Origin of the sequence: Mesorhizobium sp. LjNodule214 (genome assembly GCF_964252735.1) — a bacterium.
In the GTDB taxonomy this organism is placed as follows: domain Bacteria; phylum Pseudomonadota; class Alphaproteobacteria; order Rhizobiales; family Rhizobiaceae; genus Mesorhizobium.
The window spans coordinates 1,264,587-1,279,735 of record NZ_CAXUPE020000002.1 but is presented as its reverse complement, the minus strand read 5'-3'; the positions used below and the strand labels follow the sequence as shown (position 1 = coordinate 1,279,735).

The window sequence follows — 15,149 nt, the reverse complement described above, 5'->3', positions numbered from 1 at the left end:
CTTCCCATTCCGGTAGCCTGATCGGGAGCGTTGGGGCCGGGCCGGCAGCAATCCGCTGCTTCGGCTTGTCGGGATCCTTCCGCTCCGGCGCGCTTCTCGCGCGACCGTCAGTACATCCGTGACTTGCCGCGCGCCCCGAACCTTCGTCCGGCGCGCGCTATCGCCAAATCAGGCTGCCTTGCTCAGAGATCCAGCAGCGGACTTGCCGGTGCGGCGGTCCTGCTCGATCTCGAAGTTGATCTTCTGGCCTTCGACCAGGGTCGACAGTCCAGCGCGCTCGACTGCGGAGATGTGGACGAAAACGTCCGCGCCGCCCGCGTCAGGCTGGATGAAGCCGAAGCCCTTGGTGGCGTTGAACCACTTGACCGTACCAGTTGCCATTTCGATAGTCCTTCACATTTGCTTTAGTTTGACCGGACCAAGGTCCAGCCGGTGGTATCGAGATTTTGGGGATAGACGTCAGCAAACGCGAAGATCGCGAGGCCCGATCGATCGGCCGAAATATCAATGGGAGCCATATAGGCTGTTTCCACACCGAAAACAAGACTGTGTGAGAAGAGCGTGATTGCGGTATTGTCCAACGGCCGCCCCAATCGCGCGGAAGCGTGGCGGCAGGATCGCGTGGCCTCTAGAGGCTGGGCATCGTGCTTTCCCGAAAAATCGATTGCGATTTTCGGGCCGATGCGGCGGGCATCCGATCGGGTTTGGGAGAGGGTCATGAAAACCATTCTGCTTGCCGCCTGCCTGACGCTGGTGGCCGCCGGGGCGCAGGCGGCTCTGCGCTATGACCCGACACGCATGAACTGCGGCAAGGTGCAGGCGACGATCGCGCGCCAGGGCGCGGTCATCCTGCGCTACCAGTCGGCGCGTGTGCCGGGCCTGCCGCTCTACAATCGCTATGTGCAGAGCGAACGCTTCTGCGACATCGGCGAGATCAGGGCCCGCGCCTACGTGCCGAGCGCCGACACGAAATCCTGCCCGGTCTATGTCTGCAAGCGGCCGGATTTCGACCGCCACTTCCGCCGCCGCATCCTCAAGCATCTCTGAGCCTAGAGCGGTTCAGCTTTTGATAGAATCGCTGAACCGCTCTAACTCTTGTTTTTGCGCAATTCCGGACGGAAAACCGCTACGCACTTTTCCTGGAATTGCTCTGGGGAAATCAGAACCCGAACGAAGCCTGCGCGGCCGACGGCGGACCGACGCGCACGCCTTCCATGGCCAGCATCTTTTCCTTGGTGGCCGAGCCGCCGGGCGCCGAAAAGCCGCCGATCTTGCCGCCGGCGGCAAGGATGCGGTGGCAGGGGATGACCAGTGGCACCGGGTTGGCACCGAGTGCCGCCCCGGTTTCGCGGGGCAAGCCGGCATGGCCGGCGCGCTTGGCCAGTTCGCCATATGTGGTGGTTTCGCCGTAGCTGAGTTTTCGTGCCGCGTCATAGATGGCGAGGCGGAAATCGTCGACACCGGTGAGATCGACCGGCACGCCGGAGAAATCGACGTCCTCGCCCGCGGCATAGGCCTTGATCGAGGCGATCAGCTCGACGACCCAGCGTGGCTCCTCACTCGATGCGGCAACGCCGGGATGGCGCAGTAGCCGGCGCTCCACCGTGTCGCGGTTGCGCTCCGGCAGGCAGAGCCGCATCAGGCCCGCCTCGCTCCAGGCGATGCCCATGAAGCCGAGCACGGTTTCGAAGACCGCATGGCCGGCGGGGTGAGAGGTGGTTCCCATGACATGCTCCTTTCCGTGAAGGGAGGGAATTCAGCACAAATCAGGAACAATATGGCAGTTCCCGGTCACTCCGACCACCCGAAAACCACCTGCTGGCCCGGATTGCCGGGGGAAAGGCGCTGGTGTAAGGACTTCTTAACAACCCGATGAACCGGACCCGTGCGCGGCTTGCCAGCAAAATTCATCTTTTCTGCGATCGGCGTGCTCATCGTCGCGGCCGGCCTGAGCGGCTGCACCTCGACGTCGCAGATGAAGGCGGCGCCGGCGCTTGCGGAAGCAGCGCCCGCAGTTGCCAGCGATGACAGCCCGACGCTGGCGCTGCCCGATACGGTGGCGGTGCTGCCGGAATCGTCCGGCCTGGTCCCGGTGCAGACGGCAGCGCTTCCCGCCGATGGCAGCGCCGCGGCGACGGCCGGTGAGCCGTTCCCGGCACCCGCGCAGCCGGCGGCCTTTGCCGGGCCGACGCCGCTGGCCGCTCAGCCCGCTGTGATGGCTGGAACCTCTCCGGCCAGCCCCGGTTCGGTCGAGACGGCGCCCGTCTATGCAACGGCAGCGATGGCCATGCCGGTCACCGGACAGACGGTCAAGACAGGCGCTATGCCGGGCGTCCAGCAGGTCGCCTATGTCGTGCCTGAGAACCCGGCCCTGCTTGCCCCGGCCGGCCCACCGGTCGAGCACGCGACAGGCCCCCGCGGCGAGATCGAGCGGCTGATCGAGAAATATTCCGCGCTCTACCAGGTGCCGGTCGACCTGGTGCGCCATGTCGTCAACCGCGAGAGCACCTTCAACCCGAAAGCCTACAATCGTGGCCATTGGGGGCTGATGCAGATCAAGCACGCCACGGCGCGCGGCATGGGCTATCTTGGGCCGGCAGCCGGCCTGTTCGATGCCGAGACCAATCTGAAATACGCGGTGAAGTATCTGCGCGGCGCCTGGCTGGTGTCGGGCGGCAACGCCAAGCGCGCCGACCAGCTCTACCAGAGCGGCTATTATTACGACGCCAAGCGCAAGGGCCTGCTCGAAGCGACCGGCCTCGGCCGTGACCGTGCGCGCCGACGCATGCAGCCCGATGCCTGAGCGCGATGCCTGAACCGCGTCCGCCGGCACCAGACGACATCCGGCTGCGCAAGATCCTCGACGACACGCTGCTGCCGCCGCGCTGGCCCGAAGGCTTCGTCATGCGCGGCTTCGCGGCGACCGATGCGCTGCCCCTGCACGCCCTGCTGACGGAAGTCTTCGACGATGGCGCCGATGGGCCGTTCGACGAGTGGTGGCCACGAATTTCCGATGATGCGGAGTTCGACCCCGCTTTGTGTTTCCTCGTCATCGATGGCAAAGGGCGGCTGGCGGCTGCTGCACTTTGCTGGACAAGGGCGTTCGTGAAAGACCTCGCCGTCCATCCCGAGGCGCGCGGTCTGGGCATCGGCGAGGCGCTGATGCGGCACGCCTTCCTCGCCTTTCGCGACCGCGGCGCCACCCATGTCGACCTGAAGACCAACACGGTGGAAAATGCCGCCGCCGTCCGCCTCTATGAGCGGCTGGGCATGATCCCGGTCGCCTGGGAAGGTTAAGTCCCCGTTTACCAAGATTTCGGCGCTGTCTTGTCATCGCGACGCTTCGCGGTGGGAAGCACGGCGGCTTTGTGAACCGCTTCACAGCGTCCGGCAAAAAGTAACTGCTAATAGATTTTCGTCACGCAGTGCATCTGACCAAATATTTTGGATAGTCGAATTTCAAAATGGAGGGACGAGACTATGGCAGGACCAAACCTTCGACAGAGAATTGGGCACGGCTTTGTCAGCCGGCAAGTGTTCGCCGAAAAGGCGATTGAACAGGTCGCGATGGCCGCCAAGGCGGCGGCCGCGCCCGGGGCCAAGAAGGCCAAGGCCGGCGCTGCGGCGGCCATCGTGCCCGGCGGCAAGCTGGGTGCGGGCTTCTTCGATTTCATGTTCAAGAATTTGCCCCCTTTCTCCGCCAGCGATGCCGACCTTGATACGCTGGCAAAAGCCATGAAGGATCCGGCGCCGGTCGACCAGCCCAATCCCGATCCGCACGACAACAAGAAGATCCCGTCCGGGTTCACCTATCTCGGCCAGTTCGTCGATCACGACATCACGCTCGACATGACGCCGCTCAGCCGCGCGCTGGCCGATCCGGGGATGGTGAAGAACTTCCGCTCGCCGAGCCTCGACCTCGACTGTGTCTACGGTGCAGGCCCCGGTCCGCATCGCTTCCTGTTCGCGCGCGAACCGGCCCCTGGCGGCAATGGTGCGGTGGATTCGCCGAAGCTGCTGATCGGCACCGCCCAGGCTTCGCAAGAAAACGGCGACCGAGTGGCCCAGACGCCGCAAGTATCGGAATTGCCCAACGATCTGCCGCGCAACATGCAGGGCGTCGCGCTGATCGGCGATCATCGTAATGACGAGAACCTGCTGGTGGCGCAGATCCACCTGGCGTTCCTGAAATTCCACAATGCGGTGATCGACCATCTGAAGGCCAAGGGGGTGCCGGATGACACGCTGTTCGAAGACGCGGCGCGCACCGTCCGCTGGCACTATCAATGGCTGGTGCTGCACGACTGGGTCGAGCGGCTGACCGAGAAGGGTTTCGTGGCGAAGATCCTGCAGGAGGGCCGCAAGTTCTACCGCTTCAAGACCAAACCGTTCATGCCGTGGGAGTTCTCGGCCGCAGCCTATCGCATGGGGCATTCGATGGTGCGTGAGAAATACAGCCACAACCGCATTTTCAGGACACCCAATCCGCATATTGCGGAAGCCAGGCTCGCGACTCTTTTCCGCTTCAGCAACCTCTCCGGCGCTCTTTCCAGCAGCGTGCCTGGTCAAGGCACCTTGCCGAGCAACTGGGTGATCGACTGGCGGCGCTTCTTCGAACTGCCGCCGCCGGCCAACACCGCGCAGTTCGAGTTCAATTTCTCGCATCAGCTCGACCCATTGCTGACCGATGCCCTGCACAAGCTGCCCGGCGCCACCGGTCCGGAGGCGAGTCTCGCCTTCCGCAACCTGAAGCGCGGCGTGCGCCTTGGCCTGCCTTCGGGCCAGGCTGTGGCCAAGGAAATGCGCAAGAAGATCACCTTCACGCCGATCACTCCGGACGAGATCGCGTCCGGCCCCGACGGTGTGGTGGCGAAGTCGCTGGGTTTCCACACCAACACGCCGCTCTGGTACTACATCCTGAAGGAAGCGCAGGTGAAGGGCGGCGGCGAGCGGCTCGGACCGGTGGGCGCGCGCATCGTCGGCGAGGTCTTTGTCGGCCTCGTCCAGGGTGACGAGGAGTCCTTCCTGTCGAAGCCGGGCTGGAAGCCAGACCTGCCCGCGGCGAAGCCAGGCACGTTCTTCATGACCGACCTGTTGAAGTTCGTCGCCAAGGCGGCCGATCCGGCCAATCCCGACAAGGGGCTCAATCCGATCGGCGATTGATCAGCGTGTTCGTGCCCCGATTGAAACGTTCCGTTTCGGCCGGGGCACGAATTTTCGGCCCTGGGGCACGAATTTTCGGCCCTGGCGTGGAATCCTCCGGCTTAGCAGCGGTTTTGTGAACTGCTTCACATAGGCCGCCGCGCCCAGATGCTACCCCAGCGTCATGCCACGTGGGGCGCCGATCGGGGGATCGAGGGCTTGCAAGGCATCGGAGGCGGCTGCGCCGGCATGTGTCAGCCACTCCACGGCGGGTCCCGGGGCGGGTTCGGGGCCCGCTTGTTGCGTTTACTTCGCTGTCAGATGTCCGGCGCGTTGCCGATCTTTCTCTTGAGGTCGAGCGCCCAGGCGCGGCCTTCGTCGCCGCCCCACAGCAGCCAGGCGATGTAGCCGGCCGACGGGTTTTTGCCGTTGCCGTAATTCTTGCCACGCTTGTCGACCTCGTGGCGGGCGAAATAGCTGACCATGCGCCTTATGGTCGAAGGCGAGAGCTTTTCCCGATTCTTCAGTTCGGTCGCACGGGCCATGCCGATCTCGGTGCCGCCACGGCCGAACTGCTTGCGTAGCTCGAGCCCCTTGGCGGCATTGTCGGCGACGATCTGCGGGCAGCGCAGGTCGATCTCTTCGTGCATTTTTCTCCCCAGGCCCGGAAGCCTTAGCCTGCGGACGGAATGCGGGGAAGCGAAACCGGTTCCAGAAGTACCGCGCTCGATAGCCCATATTGCCGATTGCCGCTCGGTTCCTAAGTTCGAAGCGGACGCGTCGTCCTCCTCGCTGTTTCGGCGTGCAAAAAATGTCGGAACCGTGCCGCGCCGTGCGTCCTTGAGAGGCAAGGCGCGTCGCCGGCAACGGCCGCGTCGTCAGGAGATGGAGATGACGATGATCAGCTTTCCCAACGAATCCAGCGAATACCGCGCCGCCCGCGAAAAACTGCTGCAGAAGGAAATCGAGTTGCGCCGCGTCATGGAGGACGTTGCGGTCGCCCGGCGCGCGCTGCCCAAGGGCGGTCTGCTGCCGCAGGATTATGTGTTCGACGGGCTTGGGCCGGACGGCAAGCCGGCGCGGATAAAGCTGTCGGAGTTGTTTGCGCCCGGCAAGGACACGCTGATCCTCTACAGCATGATGTTCCCGCGTCATCCGCAGGAGACGCGCGAGGTGGCGACCAGCGGCGGCACGGCGAAGCTCGCCCGGGCCGACCAGCCATGTCCGTCCTGCACGGCGCTGCTCGACCAGTTCGACGGCGCCGTCGGCCATCTCGAGGCTGCCGGCTTCAACTTCGTCGTGGTGGCCAAGACCGCGCTCGACAATCTGCTGATGCTCGGCCGCGACCGTGGCTGGAAGAACATGCGGCTCATCTCCTCGGCCGGCAACAGCTTCAAGCGCGACTACCACGCCGAGGCCGAGGACGGCGCGCAACTGCCGGTGCTGTCGGTGTTCCACCGCGACGGCGATGGTGTCAGGCATTTCTGGTCGTCGGAGCTCGGCTTCGTGCCGCCGGAACCCGGCCAGGACCCGCGCGCCATCGGCACCTGTGAGATTCTGTGGAACCTGATGGATTTTGCCCCGGCGGGCCGACCGAACTGGAATGAACAGCTGCAGTATGGCGAGGCTTGCTGCCACTAGGGAATTAGGGCGAAGCGAAGGCGCTTCGACGGCAGTCGTCGTCTAAATTAGAATGCCGACACAGAGACTTACGGAGGAGTGCATGCCCAAGATCGACCTATCCGCCGTGCCCGCCCGCAAGGGCTCGCCCTATCCGCCGCCTTTCGATGAGCCCTGTGCCACCCGCATCAGGCGGCGCCTGGGCGATGCGGGTGGTCTCAGCGATTTCGGCGTCAATCTGATGACCTTGCCGCCCGGCGGCTGGTCCAGCCAGCGTCACTGGCACAGCCATGAGGACGAATTCGTCTATGTGCTCGAAGGCGAAGTGACGCTTGTCGAGGACAGCGCCGAGACAGTGTTGCGCACCGGCGATTGCGCGACCTTCGCCAAGAACAGCGGCAATGGCCATCACCTGATCAACAGGTCCGCCGCGACGGCGCTCTACCTGGAGGTGGGCTCGCGTAACCCGCAAGACCTCATCACCTGCTCGGACATCGATATGATGAGCTCCAACGCCGACGGACGGTTCGTGCACAAGGACGGCATGCCCTATCCAGGTCAGCGCTGAGCGGTGCTCAAATCGTTCTGATCTGCTCGACCGCGGTCGCCAGCAGGTCTTCCATGGCGACGCGGATCTGGGAATCCGACTGGGCGATGCCTGCCGCGTCGAAATCGGCGCGTACCTTGCGGAACACGTCGTTGTCGCCTGCCTCTTCGAAGTCCGCGCGCACCACCTCTTTCGCATAGGCGTCGGCATCCTCACCGGATTTGCCGAGCTTTTCGGCGGCCCACAGGCCGAGCAGCTTGTTGCGGCGCGCCATGGCCTTGAACTTCGTTTCCTCGTCCATCGCGAACTTCTTTTCGAAGCCTTCCTGACGGTCTCTCATGCTGCTCATGGTTTGCCTCGTTCAGATGTGAGACCGACCTTAACCCGATGTCTGGGGGAAGAGCGGCCAGAAGAGGCGAGAGTGGCGCGCATGGATGTCATTAGCAAGGCAGGATCGTTCATGCCGGAGATCGAGCCGGTCCTGGGTGAGCGGCGCCGCACCGATCCTGATTGGATTGCGTTGCAATTCTCGCAATGCCAGAGGTTTTCGCCCCCGATGTGATTGACGTTGCCGCGCCGTGACCTACTCTCGAAGGCCTGCTGGATGAACCGAGGAGACGAGCGATGCAGTCACCTTTCAATCAGGTTCGGAGCGTCGCGCTGACAGCGGCAGTGATCCTCGCCGCCGGCACCGCGGCCTATGCCCATCACGGCTGGTCGTGGACGCAGGACGGGTTCTTCGAACTCAGAGGTAAGATCACCGCCATCTATATCGGCAATCCGCACGCCACGCTGGATGTCGACGCGGAGGGCGAGGCTTGGCGCGTGGAGATGGCGCCGCCCGCCCGCACGATCGCCGCCGGCTTCACGGAGGAGGTCGCCAAGGTCGGCGACGAAGTGACCGCGATTGGCAACCGCTCGCTCGACGAGACCGAAAAGCGGATGAAGGCGGTCCGCATCATCGTCGGCGGCAAGACGTACGATGTCTATCCCGACCGCGTGCCACCGGCATAAATGGCCGAGTTCCTCGCCGGCATCGAGCAACTCGCCTTCGTGCGGGGGCTGAAGGCCTCCTTCGTCGCCTATCCGATCATCAATGCGCTCCACATCATGGCGATCGGCGCGCTGCTGACCAGCGTCTTGCTCATGGACTTGCGGGTCTGCGGCGCCTTCCGCTCGCTGCCCTACGCGGCGTTCGTCGCGCTGCTGCGCCGCACCGCGTTGGGGGCGTTCGCCGGCGCTTTGGTCACCGGCTCGCTGCTGTTTTCGGTCAAGGCGAGCACCTATGCGGCGATGCCGATTTTCCTCGGCAAGATGGCGCTCATCCTGCTCGCCGGCGTCAATTTTTTCGCCTTCACGCGCCTCAGCCACGCAACAGGCGCTGACGTGCCGGCCGGCGGGACCGCCAGCCTCCTGGCCGTGCTCTCGATGCTGCTGTGGACTTCGGTGCTTTTCGCCGGACGGTTCATCGGCTTTCTCTGATCAAAGTGAGCGCCGGCACTGGCCTTCCCGAGGCGGCCAGATAAGCTCCCTGCAACAAAGGGAGGATTGCCATGAAGAAGGAAGTCATCGAGGTGCCTGTCATGTCGGCCAAGGTGCGGGCGCTCGGCCTGCCGTGCTCGACGGCGGTGAAGGCCAACGGCTTCGTGTTCATCTCGGCCACGCCGCCGGTGGACATGGTGACCGGCGAGATGGTGCGCGGCGATATCGAAACGCAGACCGAGGCGTCGCTGAAGGCGCTGAAGCATTGCCTGGAAGCGGCGGGCACCTCGCTGGACAACGTGGTGATGGTGCGCATCTATGCCGTCAATTCCGGCTTCTACAACGCCATCAACCGGGTCTATGCGAAGTACTTCTCGACGAACCCGCCGGCACGCAGCTTCGTGCCGGTGGCGTCGTGGCCGATGGAGTTCGACATCGAGATCGAGTGTGTCGCGGTGGCGTGAGGGGGTCCTTCTTTTCTTTTTCCCAAGGACGGCTGCGTTGACGGCACGCGCCAAGGACTGACAATGCTTGTGGAGCCGGAGCAATGAGCATGAGCCCACTAAGCGTAGCGATCGTTGGCGGCGGCATTGGCGGCGCCGCCACTGCTTACGCCCTGCTTCAACGCGGCATGGACGTCCGTCTCTACGAGCAGGCGGCAGTTCTGACCGAGGTCGGCGCCGGCGTCGCGATCCAACCGAACGGTGTCCGGATGCTTCGTCGGCTCGGCCTCGGTGACGAGTTGATACGCTCGGGGGCCAGATGGATCGACCCACAGTTTCGTCGCGCCGATGGATCCTATGCTGCGGCGATGTGGCCCCCCGAACTCGCCGGCCAAATCGAGTTCTACGGCATGCACCGTGCCGATTTGCTGGCAATGTTCGTCGACCGGTTACCTGCCGACATTGTGAAGGTTGGCCACAGATGCATCGGCCTCGAACAGGATGATGAGCAGGCTGTCATCACTTTCGCCAATGGTTTGCGCACCACGGCCGACGTCGTGATCGCGGCTGACGGGATCCATTCAACCCTTCAGCAGTTCGTAGTCGCCCCGTCCGCCCCGCTCTATTCGGGATCGGTCGCTTATCGAGGGGTGATCCCGGCGGAGAGCGTCTCGTGGCCGCCGGGAGCGATGCGCAACTGGCTCGGTGCGGGCAGGCATTTTCTGGTCTTTCCGGTGCGCGCCGGCCTGCTCATCAACTACGTCGGCTTTGTGACGACTGACGAGCCGATGAAGGAGTCATGGTCGGCACGGGGCGATCCCTCCGCGCTTGCTCGGGAGTTCGCCGGCTGGGATCCAATGGTTGAGACGATCATTGCCCAAGTGAAAGCGACATTTCGCTGGGGCTTGTTCGATCGCGAGCCGCTCGCAACCTGGACTCGCGGGCGCCTGACCTTACTGGGTGACGCCGCCCACCCGATGCTGCCGCACATCGGACAAGGAGCCAATCAGGCCATCGAAGACGCCGTTGCTTTGGCGACCGTGCTGAGCCACGCGGACCGCAAGTCAGCCCCACGGGCAATGCTGATCTACGAGCAGCTGCGGCGCGAGCGGACTGCCGGCGTCCAGCGCATGTCGCGCGTGAGTGGTGCTCGCTATGACGCATCCAGCGGCGACTTGCATACCCGCGACCGCAAGCTTGACGCCCAGCGGCAGGAACGCGCCTGGGTCTGGAATTACGACGCCTATGCCGAAGCCGAGGCAGCCGCCGCTTCGCTCTAGTCGCACCTCGCTCTGCGGGTACGGCCCTAGCTAAGCAAAATACTCCTGCAGCGGCCTGACCTCGAGGCTCCCCGCCCTCAGCGCCGCAATCGCCTCGGCCACCGCGGCCGCCCCCGACAGCGTCGTGTAATACGGCACCTTCTGCATCAGCGTGGCGCGGCGGAGCGACTTTGAGTCCGACACCGCTTTCTGGCCGTCCGTGGTGTTGAAGACGATCTGCACCTGGCGGTTGCGGATGGCGTCCTCGATGTGCGGGCGGCCTTCGAGCACCTTGTTTATTTTCTCCGCGACGACGCCGTTCTCGGCGAGGAAGCGGGCGGTGCCCGATGTGGCCATCACTTTAAAACCCTGGCCGGCGAGGCGCTTGACCGCCGGCAATATGCCTTTCTTGTCCTCGTCGCGGACCGAGACGAACAGTGTGCCGGAGCGCGGCAGGTCGACGCCGGCGCCGAGCTGGCTCTTGGCGAAGGCCAGAGCGAAGTCGCGGTCGAGGCCCATGACCTCGCCGGTCGAGCGCATTTCCGGTCCGAGCAAAATGTCGACGCCGGGGAAACGGGCGAAGGGGAACACCGCTTCCTTGACCGCGATGTGGCCGGGATTGCGCGGATCGGGCATCGGGCCGTAATGGGCGAAGGCGTCTTCCAGCGTCTCGCCGGCCATGATGCGGGCGGCGATTTTCGCAATGGGACGGCCGATGGTCTTGGCGACGAAGGGCACGGTGCGCGACGCGCGCGGGTTGACCTCCAGCACATAGACCGTGCCGTCCTTGATCGCATACTGCACGTTCATCAGGCCGCCGACATTGAGTGCGCGGGCAAGGGCGGCCGTCTGGCGCTCCAGCTCGTCCACCAGGTCCGAAGGCAGGCCGTGCACCGGCAGCGAGCAGGCACTGTCGCCGGAGTGGATGCCGGCCTCCTCGATGTGCTCCAATATGCCGGAGACGAAGGTCGACTTGCCGTCGCAGAGGCAGTCGACGTCGACCTCGATGGCGCCCGACAGATAGGTGTCGAACAGCAGCGGGTTCTTGCCCAGCAGCGTGTTGATCTGGCCGGTCTTGTCGTTGGGATATTTCTGCTTGATGTCCTCCGGCACCAGGCCGGGCACGGTGTCGAGCAGGTAGGTCTGCAGCATACCCTCGTCATGGATGATCTGCATGGCGCGGCCGCCGAGCACATAGGACGGGCGCACCACCAGCGGGAAGCCGAGCTCGCCGGCGACGAGGCGGGCCTGCTCGACCGAATAGGCGATGCCGTTCTTCGGCTGGGTGAGGTTGAGCTTGTGCAGCAGCTTCTGGAAGCGGTCGCGGTCTTCGGCGAGATCGATCATGTCGGGCGAGGTGCCGAGGATCGGGATGCCGGCTTGCTCCAGTGCGTCGGCGAGCTTCAGCGGCGTCTGGCCGCCGAACTGGACGATGACGCCGACCAGCTCGCCCGATGCCTGTTCGGCGCGCAGGATCTCCAGCACGTCTTCCGCCGTCAGCGGATCGAAATAGAGGCGGTCGGAGGTGTCGTAGTCGGTCGACACGGTCTCGGGATTGCAGTTGATCATGATCGCTTCGTAGCCGGCGTCACGCAGCGCGAAGGCGGCATGGCAGCAGCAATAGTCGAACTCGATGCCCTGGCCGATGCGGTTCGGCCCGCCGCCGAGGATGACGACCTTCTTGCGCGACGATACTTTCGCCTCGTTGGCTAAAGCGCCGGCGAAGGGCACTTCGTAGGTCGAGTACATGTAGGCGGTGGGCGAAGCGAACTCGGCGGCGCAGGTGTCGATGCGCTTATAAACCGGATGGACGTCGAGCTTTTCGCGAACCTTCTGAATCACTTCGGCGTCGGTCTTCGTCAGCGACGCAAGGCGGGCGTCGGAGAAACCCATCGCCTTCAGCATGCGCAGATTGGCGGCATCCTGCGGGATGCCGTGCTCGCGGATGCGCTCTTCCATGGCCAGGATGCCGGCGATCTGCTCGAGGAACCACGGGTCGATCTTGCACATGGCGTGCACGTCTTCCAGCGAAGTGCCCATGCGGATCGCCTGCGCCACCATGCGCAGCCGGTCCGGCGTTGGTGTACCGAGGGCGGCGCGGATGGCGTTGCGGTCGTCGACATGGCTGGCGGGCGCGGTGCCATGGCCGAGGCCGGGGATCTCGATCTCGTCGAGGCCGGTGAGGCCGGTCTCCAAACCACGCAAGGCCTTCTGAAGCGATTCCTGGAAAGTGCGGCCGATGGCCATCACCTCGCCGACCGACTTCATGGCGGTGGTCAGCACCGGCTCGGCGCCGGGGAATTTCTCGAAGGCAAAGCGCGGGATTTTTGTGACGACGTAGTCGATGCTCGGCTCGAACGAGGCGGGCGTGGCGCCGCCGGTGATGTCGTTCTCCAGTTCGTCCAGCGTGTAGCCGACGGCGAGCTTTGCCGCGATCTTGGCGATCGGGAAACCGGTCGCCTTGGAGGCCAAAGCGGAGCTGCGCGAGACGCGCGGGTTCATCTCGATCACCACCAGGCGGCCGTCGGCCGGGTTGACGGCGAACTGCACGTTGGAGCCGCCGGTCTCGACGCCGATCTCGCGCAGCACCGCGATCGAGGCGTTGCGCATCATCTGGTATTCTTTGTCGGTCAGCGTGAGCGCCGGGGCGACGGTGATCGAGTCGCCCGTATGCACGCCCATCGGGTCGATGTTTTCGATCGAGCAGACGATGATGCAGTTGTCCGCCTTGTCGCGGACGACCTCCATCTCATACTCCTTCCAGCCGAGCACGCTCTCCTCGATCAGCACTTCGGTGGTTGGCGAGGCGTCGAGGCCGGACTGGACGATCTCGTAGAATTCGGCGCGGTTGTAGGCGATGCCGCCGCCGGTGCCGCCCATGGTGAAGGACGGGCGGATGATGGCGGGCAGGCCGACATGGTCGAGCGCCTGGGCGGCGATCGCCATGGCGTGGCTGATGTAGCGCTGCTTGCGGTCGCCTTCGCCGAGGTTCCAGCGGGTCTCCAGCGCATCGAGTGCTGCGTCGAGGTTCTCGGGCTTCTCGGCCTTGAGCGCTGAGCGCTCGGCCTCATGCGTCTTGCGGTCGGCGTTCTTGACGTCAGTGGCGTTGGCCAGCATCGACTTCGGCGTTTCGAGGCCGATCTTGCTCATCGCCTCGCGAAACAGCGCCCGGTCCTCGGCCTTGTCGATGGCATGCGCGTCGGCGCCTATCATCTCGACATTGTAACGCTCGAGCACGCCCATGCGGCGCAGCGACAAAGCGGTGTTGAGCGCGGTCTGGCCACCCATCGTCGGCAGCAGCGCGTCGGGTCGCTCCTTGGCGATGATCTTGGCCACCACTTCAGGCGTGATCGGCTCGATATAGGTGGCGTCGGCCAGTTCCGGGTCGGTCATGATGGTGGCCGGGTTGGAATTGACCAGGATGACCCTGAAACCCTCTTCCTTCAGCGCTTTGCAGGCCTGGGTGCCGGAATAGTCGAACTCGCAGGCCTGGCCGATGACGATGGGGCCGGCCCCGATGATCAGGATCGACTTGATGTCGGTGCGTCTTGGCATGGTCGAGGCGTTCCGTTCGGCGAGCGGCTTGCACGAAAAACCGGGCGGGAAGACCCGGCCGGTTGTGCTTGCGATTCTGGTATCAGGCTAGGAGGGCCTTATAGGGAAGAGTTTTGCCGGATGTAACCCCGAAAATGCGGGTTGTAGGGGCTGCCCCCAACAAGCGCCTTGCTGTCCCTCGACGCCCCGGCCCCTAACCGCCGGTCGCCAATGCATCCGTGATCTCGAAGCGCTCGGAAACGCCAACACGGATCATGTTGAGGCTGCCCTCGCGGGTGAAGCGGAACTCGTCTGACGAGTCCGAGCCGGTCGGCAGGCCGCCGTGAAAGCTGATGACGCGCGTGCCGCCATCCGGCCATGTCACGGTCACCGCGCTGTCGCTGCCCGCATGGGCGACGCTTATCTCGCAGCGGGTCATTGGCTGGCCGACATGGCGCGCGCAGGGGATCTCGGTGGTGCCAGGTGCGTCTCCAGTCGAGGCGGTTTCAACGGTCGCGAATGCCAGGCCATAGGCATCCTGCATGGCGGTCCTGCCGATTGCCTCGGCGGATTTCGGCGCGCCGTCGGAATCGGTCGTCTGGTCCGCGCCCAGGCGTGCCGTCAGGTCGGGCGGCGGGGCAGGGGCTGGCTGCGGGTTCGTGGCGCCGGAGCCCGGTTGGGCGGAAAATGCCATATCCGCTTCCGTCAGCACCACCGCGCTGGCGGGGTTGAGGTAGCGTGCCGGAGCCCATCCGCGGATCTGCGGGTTGTCGACCTCTTCGACCTTGCACCACGGATTGCCGTTGACGTCGGCGCAGCCGAAGTTCTTGACGGGTGAGCCGACCGGCAGGCGCGCCTCGGTCTTGCCGATCGCCGACGGCGTGGCGCGGATGTTGAGGAGATCGTCGGGAGCGAGGCCGCTGACATAGGAGACGACAGGTGCCGGCGGTTCCTCGGCCCTGGCAGGCAATGCCGCCAGCAGGAACGGAGCGGCAATCATGAGGTGCAGCGTCTTCGGGAGCGTAATCGTGCGCCTCATCATCTGGCCGTGGGCGTGCGTTGAAGCGCGGCTCGACTCAGAAGTCGTCGCCGCTTGCCGGAGCGCTTTATAAGGGACGACGC

17 protein-coding genes are annotated in these 15,149 nt (G+C 64.5%); 10 read left to right on the top strand and 7 right to left on the bottom strand.

All coding sequences use genetic code 11. The features are described from left to right. Positions 1–168: 168 nt before the first annotated feature. Together ACSQ3Z_RS19875 and ACSQ3Z_RS19870 are read right to left on the bottom strand one after the other, a co-directional pair. On the bottom strand, positions 169–381 hold the full coding sequence (locus ACSQ3Z_RS19875) for a cold-shock protein (protein ID WP_006202464.1): 213 nt from the start codon (positions 379–381) through the stop codon (positions 169–171). A gap of 23 nt (positions 382–404) precedes the next feature. Further along, positions 405–719 carry a hypothetical protein gene (locus ACSQ3Z_RS19870; RefSeq protein ID WP_436172995.1) on the bottom strand — a complete coding sequence of 105 codons (315 nt, stop codon included), beginning with the start codon at positions 717–719 and terminating at the stop codon, positions 405–407. Between ACSQ3Z_RS19870 and ACSQ3Z_RS19865 the strand changes: the two genes are divergently transcribed. After that, positions 718–1,047 carry a hypothetical protein gene (locus ACSQ3Z_RS19865; RefSeq protein ID WP_436172994.1) on the top strand — a complete coding sequence of 110 codons (330 nt, stop codon included), beginning with the start codon at positions 718–720 and terminating at the stop codon, positions 1,045–1,047. The genes ACSQ3Z_RS19870 and ACSQ3Z_RS19865 overlap by 2 nt on opposite strands. A 112-nt stretch (positions 1,048–1,159) precedes the next feature. Here the strand turns inward: ACSQ3Z_RS19865 and ACSQ3Z_RS19860 are convergent, their stop codons facing one another. Continuing rightward, positions 1,160–1,726, bottom strand: a complete 567-nt coding sequence (locus tag ACSQ3Z_RS19860) for a methylated-DNA--[protein]-cysteine S-methyltransferase (RefSeq protein ID WP_436172993.1) — start codon at positions 1,724–1,726, stop codon at positions 1,160–1,162. Positions 1,727–1,894: 168 nt separating this feature from the next. Here ACSQ3Z_RS19860 and ACSQ3Z_RS19855 point away from each other — a divergent pair, with 168 nt between their 5' ends. From ACSQ3Z_RS19855 to ACSQ3Z_RS19845, 3 genes are all read left to right on the top strand, one after another. Beyond that, positions 1,895–2,803: a transglycosylase SLT domain-containing protein gene (locus ACSQ3Z_RS19855; protein WP_436172992.1), complete on the top strand. Its 909-nt coding sequence runs from the start codon at positions 1,895–1,897 to the stop codon at positions 2,801–2,803. A 5-nt stretch (positions 2,804–2,808) separates the two neighbouring features. Next, positions 2,809–3,297 (top strand): GNAT family N-acetyltransferase, encoded by a 489-nt coding sequence (locus tag ACSQ3Z_RS19850; RefSeq protein ID WP_436172991.1) that lies wholly within the window; start codon positions 2,809–2,811, stop codon positions 3,295–3,297. Between the two features lie 183 nt (positions 3,298–3,480). Beyond that, positions 3,481–5,163, top strand: a complete 1,683-nt coding sequence (locus tag ACSQ3Z_RS19845) for a peroxidase family protein (RefSeq protein ID WP_436172990.1) — start codon at positions 3,481–3,483, stop codon at positions 5,161–5,163. Positions 5,164–5,459: 296 nt separating this feature from the next. On the opposite strand, the gene ACSQ3Z_RS19840 is transcribed toward ACSQ3Z_RS19845, so the two are convergent. Further along, on the bottom strand, positions 5,460–5,792 hold the full coding sequence (locus ACSQ3Z_RS19840) for a hypothetical protein (RefSeq protein WP_436172989.1): 333 nt from the start codon (positions 5,790–5,792) through the stop codon (positions 5,460–5,462). A 247-nt stretch (positions 5,793–6,039) separates the two neighbouring features. Here ACSQ3Z_RS19840 and ACSQ3Z_RS19835 point away from each other — a divergent pair, with 247 nt between their 5' ends. Then, positions 6,040–6,783 (top strand): DUF899 family protein, encoded by a 744-nt coding sequence (locus tag ACSQ3Z_RS19835; protein WP_436173945.1) that lies wholly within the window; start codon positions 6,040–6,042, stop codon positions 6,781–6,783. A gap of 82 nt (positions 6,784–6,865) precedes the next feature. After that, complete coding sequence (locus ACSQ3Z_RS19830; RefSeq protein WP_436172988.1) at positions 6,866–7,330, top strand: cupin domain-containing protein; 465 nt, start codon at positions 6,866–6,868, stop codon at positions 7,328–7,330. 7 nt (positions 7,331–7,337) lie between these two features. Here ACSQ3Z_RS19830 and ACSQ3Z_RS19825 read toward each other — a convergent pair whose 3' ends face one another. Next, on the bottom strand, positions 7,338–7,658 hold the full coding sequence (locus ACSQ3Z_RS19825) for a DUF1476 domain-containing protein (RefSeq protein ID WP_436172987.1): 321 nt from the start codon (positions 7,656–7,658) through the stop codon (positions 7,338–7,340). A 275-nt stretch (positions 7,659–7,933) separates the two neighbouring features. On the opposite strand from ACSQ3Z_RS19825, the gene ACSQ3Z_RS19820 reads away from it, so the two are divergent. The 4 genes from ACSQ3Z_RS19820 to ACSQ3Z_RS19805 all read left to right on the top strand — a co-directional run bounded on the left by ACSQ3Z_RS19820 (position 7,934) and on the right by ACSQ3Z_RS19805 (position 10,514). Next, positions 7,934–8,323, top strand: a complete 390-nt coding sequence (locus ACSQ3Z_RS19820) for a DUF6152 family protein (protein ID WP_436172986.1) — start codon at positions 7,934–7,936, stop codon at positions 8,321–8,323. Next, complete coding sequence (locus tag ACSQ3Z_RS19815; protein ID WP_436172985.1) at positions 8,324–8,791, top strand: DUF6644 family protein; 468 nt, start codon at positions 8,324–8,326, stop codon at positions 8,789–8,791. It begins immediately after the preceding gene. 71 nt (positions 8,792–8,862) lie between these two features. Continuing rightward, entirely contained in the window at positions 8,863–9,255 is a 393-nt protein-coding gene (locus ACSQ3Z_RS19810; protein ID WP_436172984.1) for a RidA family protein, read from the top strand. Between the two features lie 83 nt (positions 9,256–9,338). Further along, positions 9,339–10,514 (top strand): FAD-dependent monooxygenase, encoded by a 1,176-nt coding sequence (locus tag ACSQ3Z_RS19805; protein WP_436172983.1) that lies wholly within the window; start codon positions 9,339–9,341, stop codon positions 10,512–10,514. A 30-nt stretch (positions 10,515–10,544) separates the two neighbouring features. Here ACSQ3Z_RS19805 and carB read toward each other — a convergent pair whose 3' ends face one another. Further along, positions 10,545–14,048 (bottom strand): carbamoyl-phosphate synthase large subunit, encoded by a 3,504-nt coding sequence (carB, locus tag ACSQ3Z_RS19800; protein WP_436172982.1) that lies wholly within the window; start codon positions 14,046–14,048, stop codon positions 10,545–10,547. Positions 14,049–14,241: 193 nt separating this feature from the next. Then, positions 14,242–15,027, bottom strand: a complete 786-nt coding sequence (locus ACSQ3Z_RS19795) for an SH3 domain-containing protein (RefSeq protein ID WP_436172981.1) — start codon at positions 15,025–15,027, stop codon at positions 14,242–14,244. Positions 15,028–15,149: the final 122 nt, after the last annotated feature.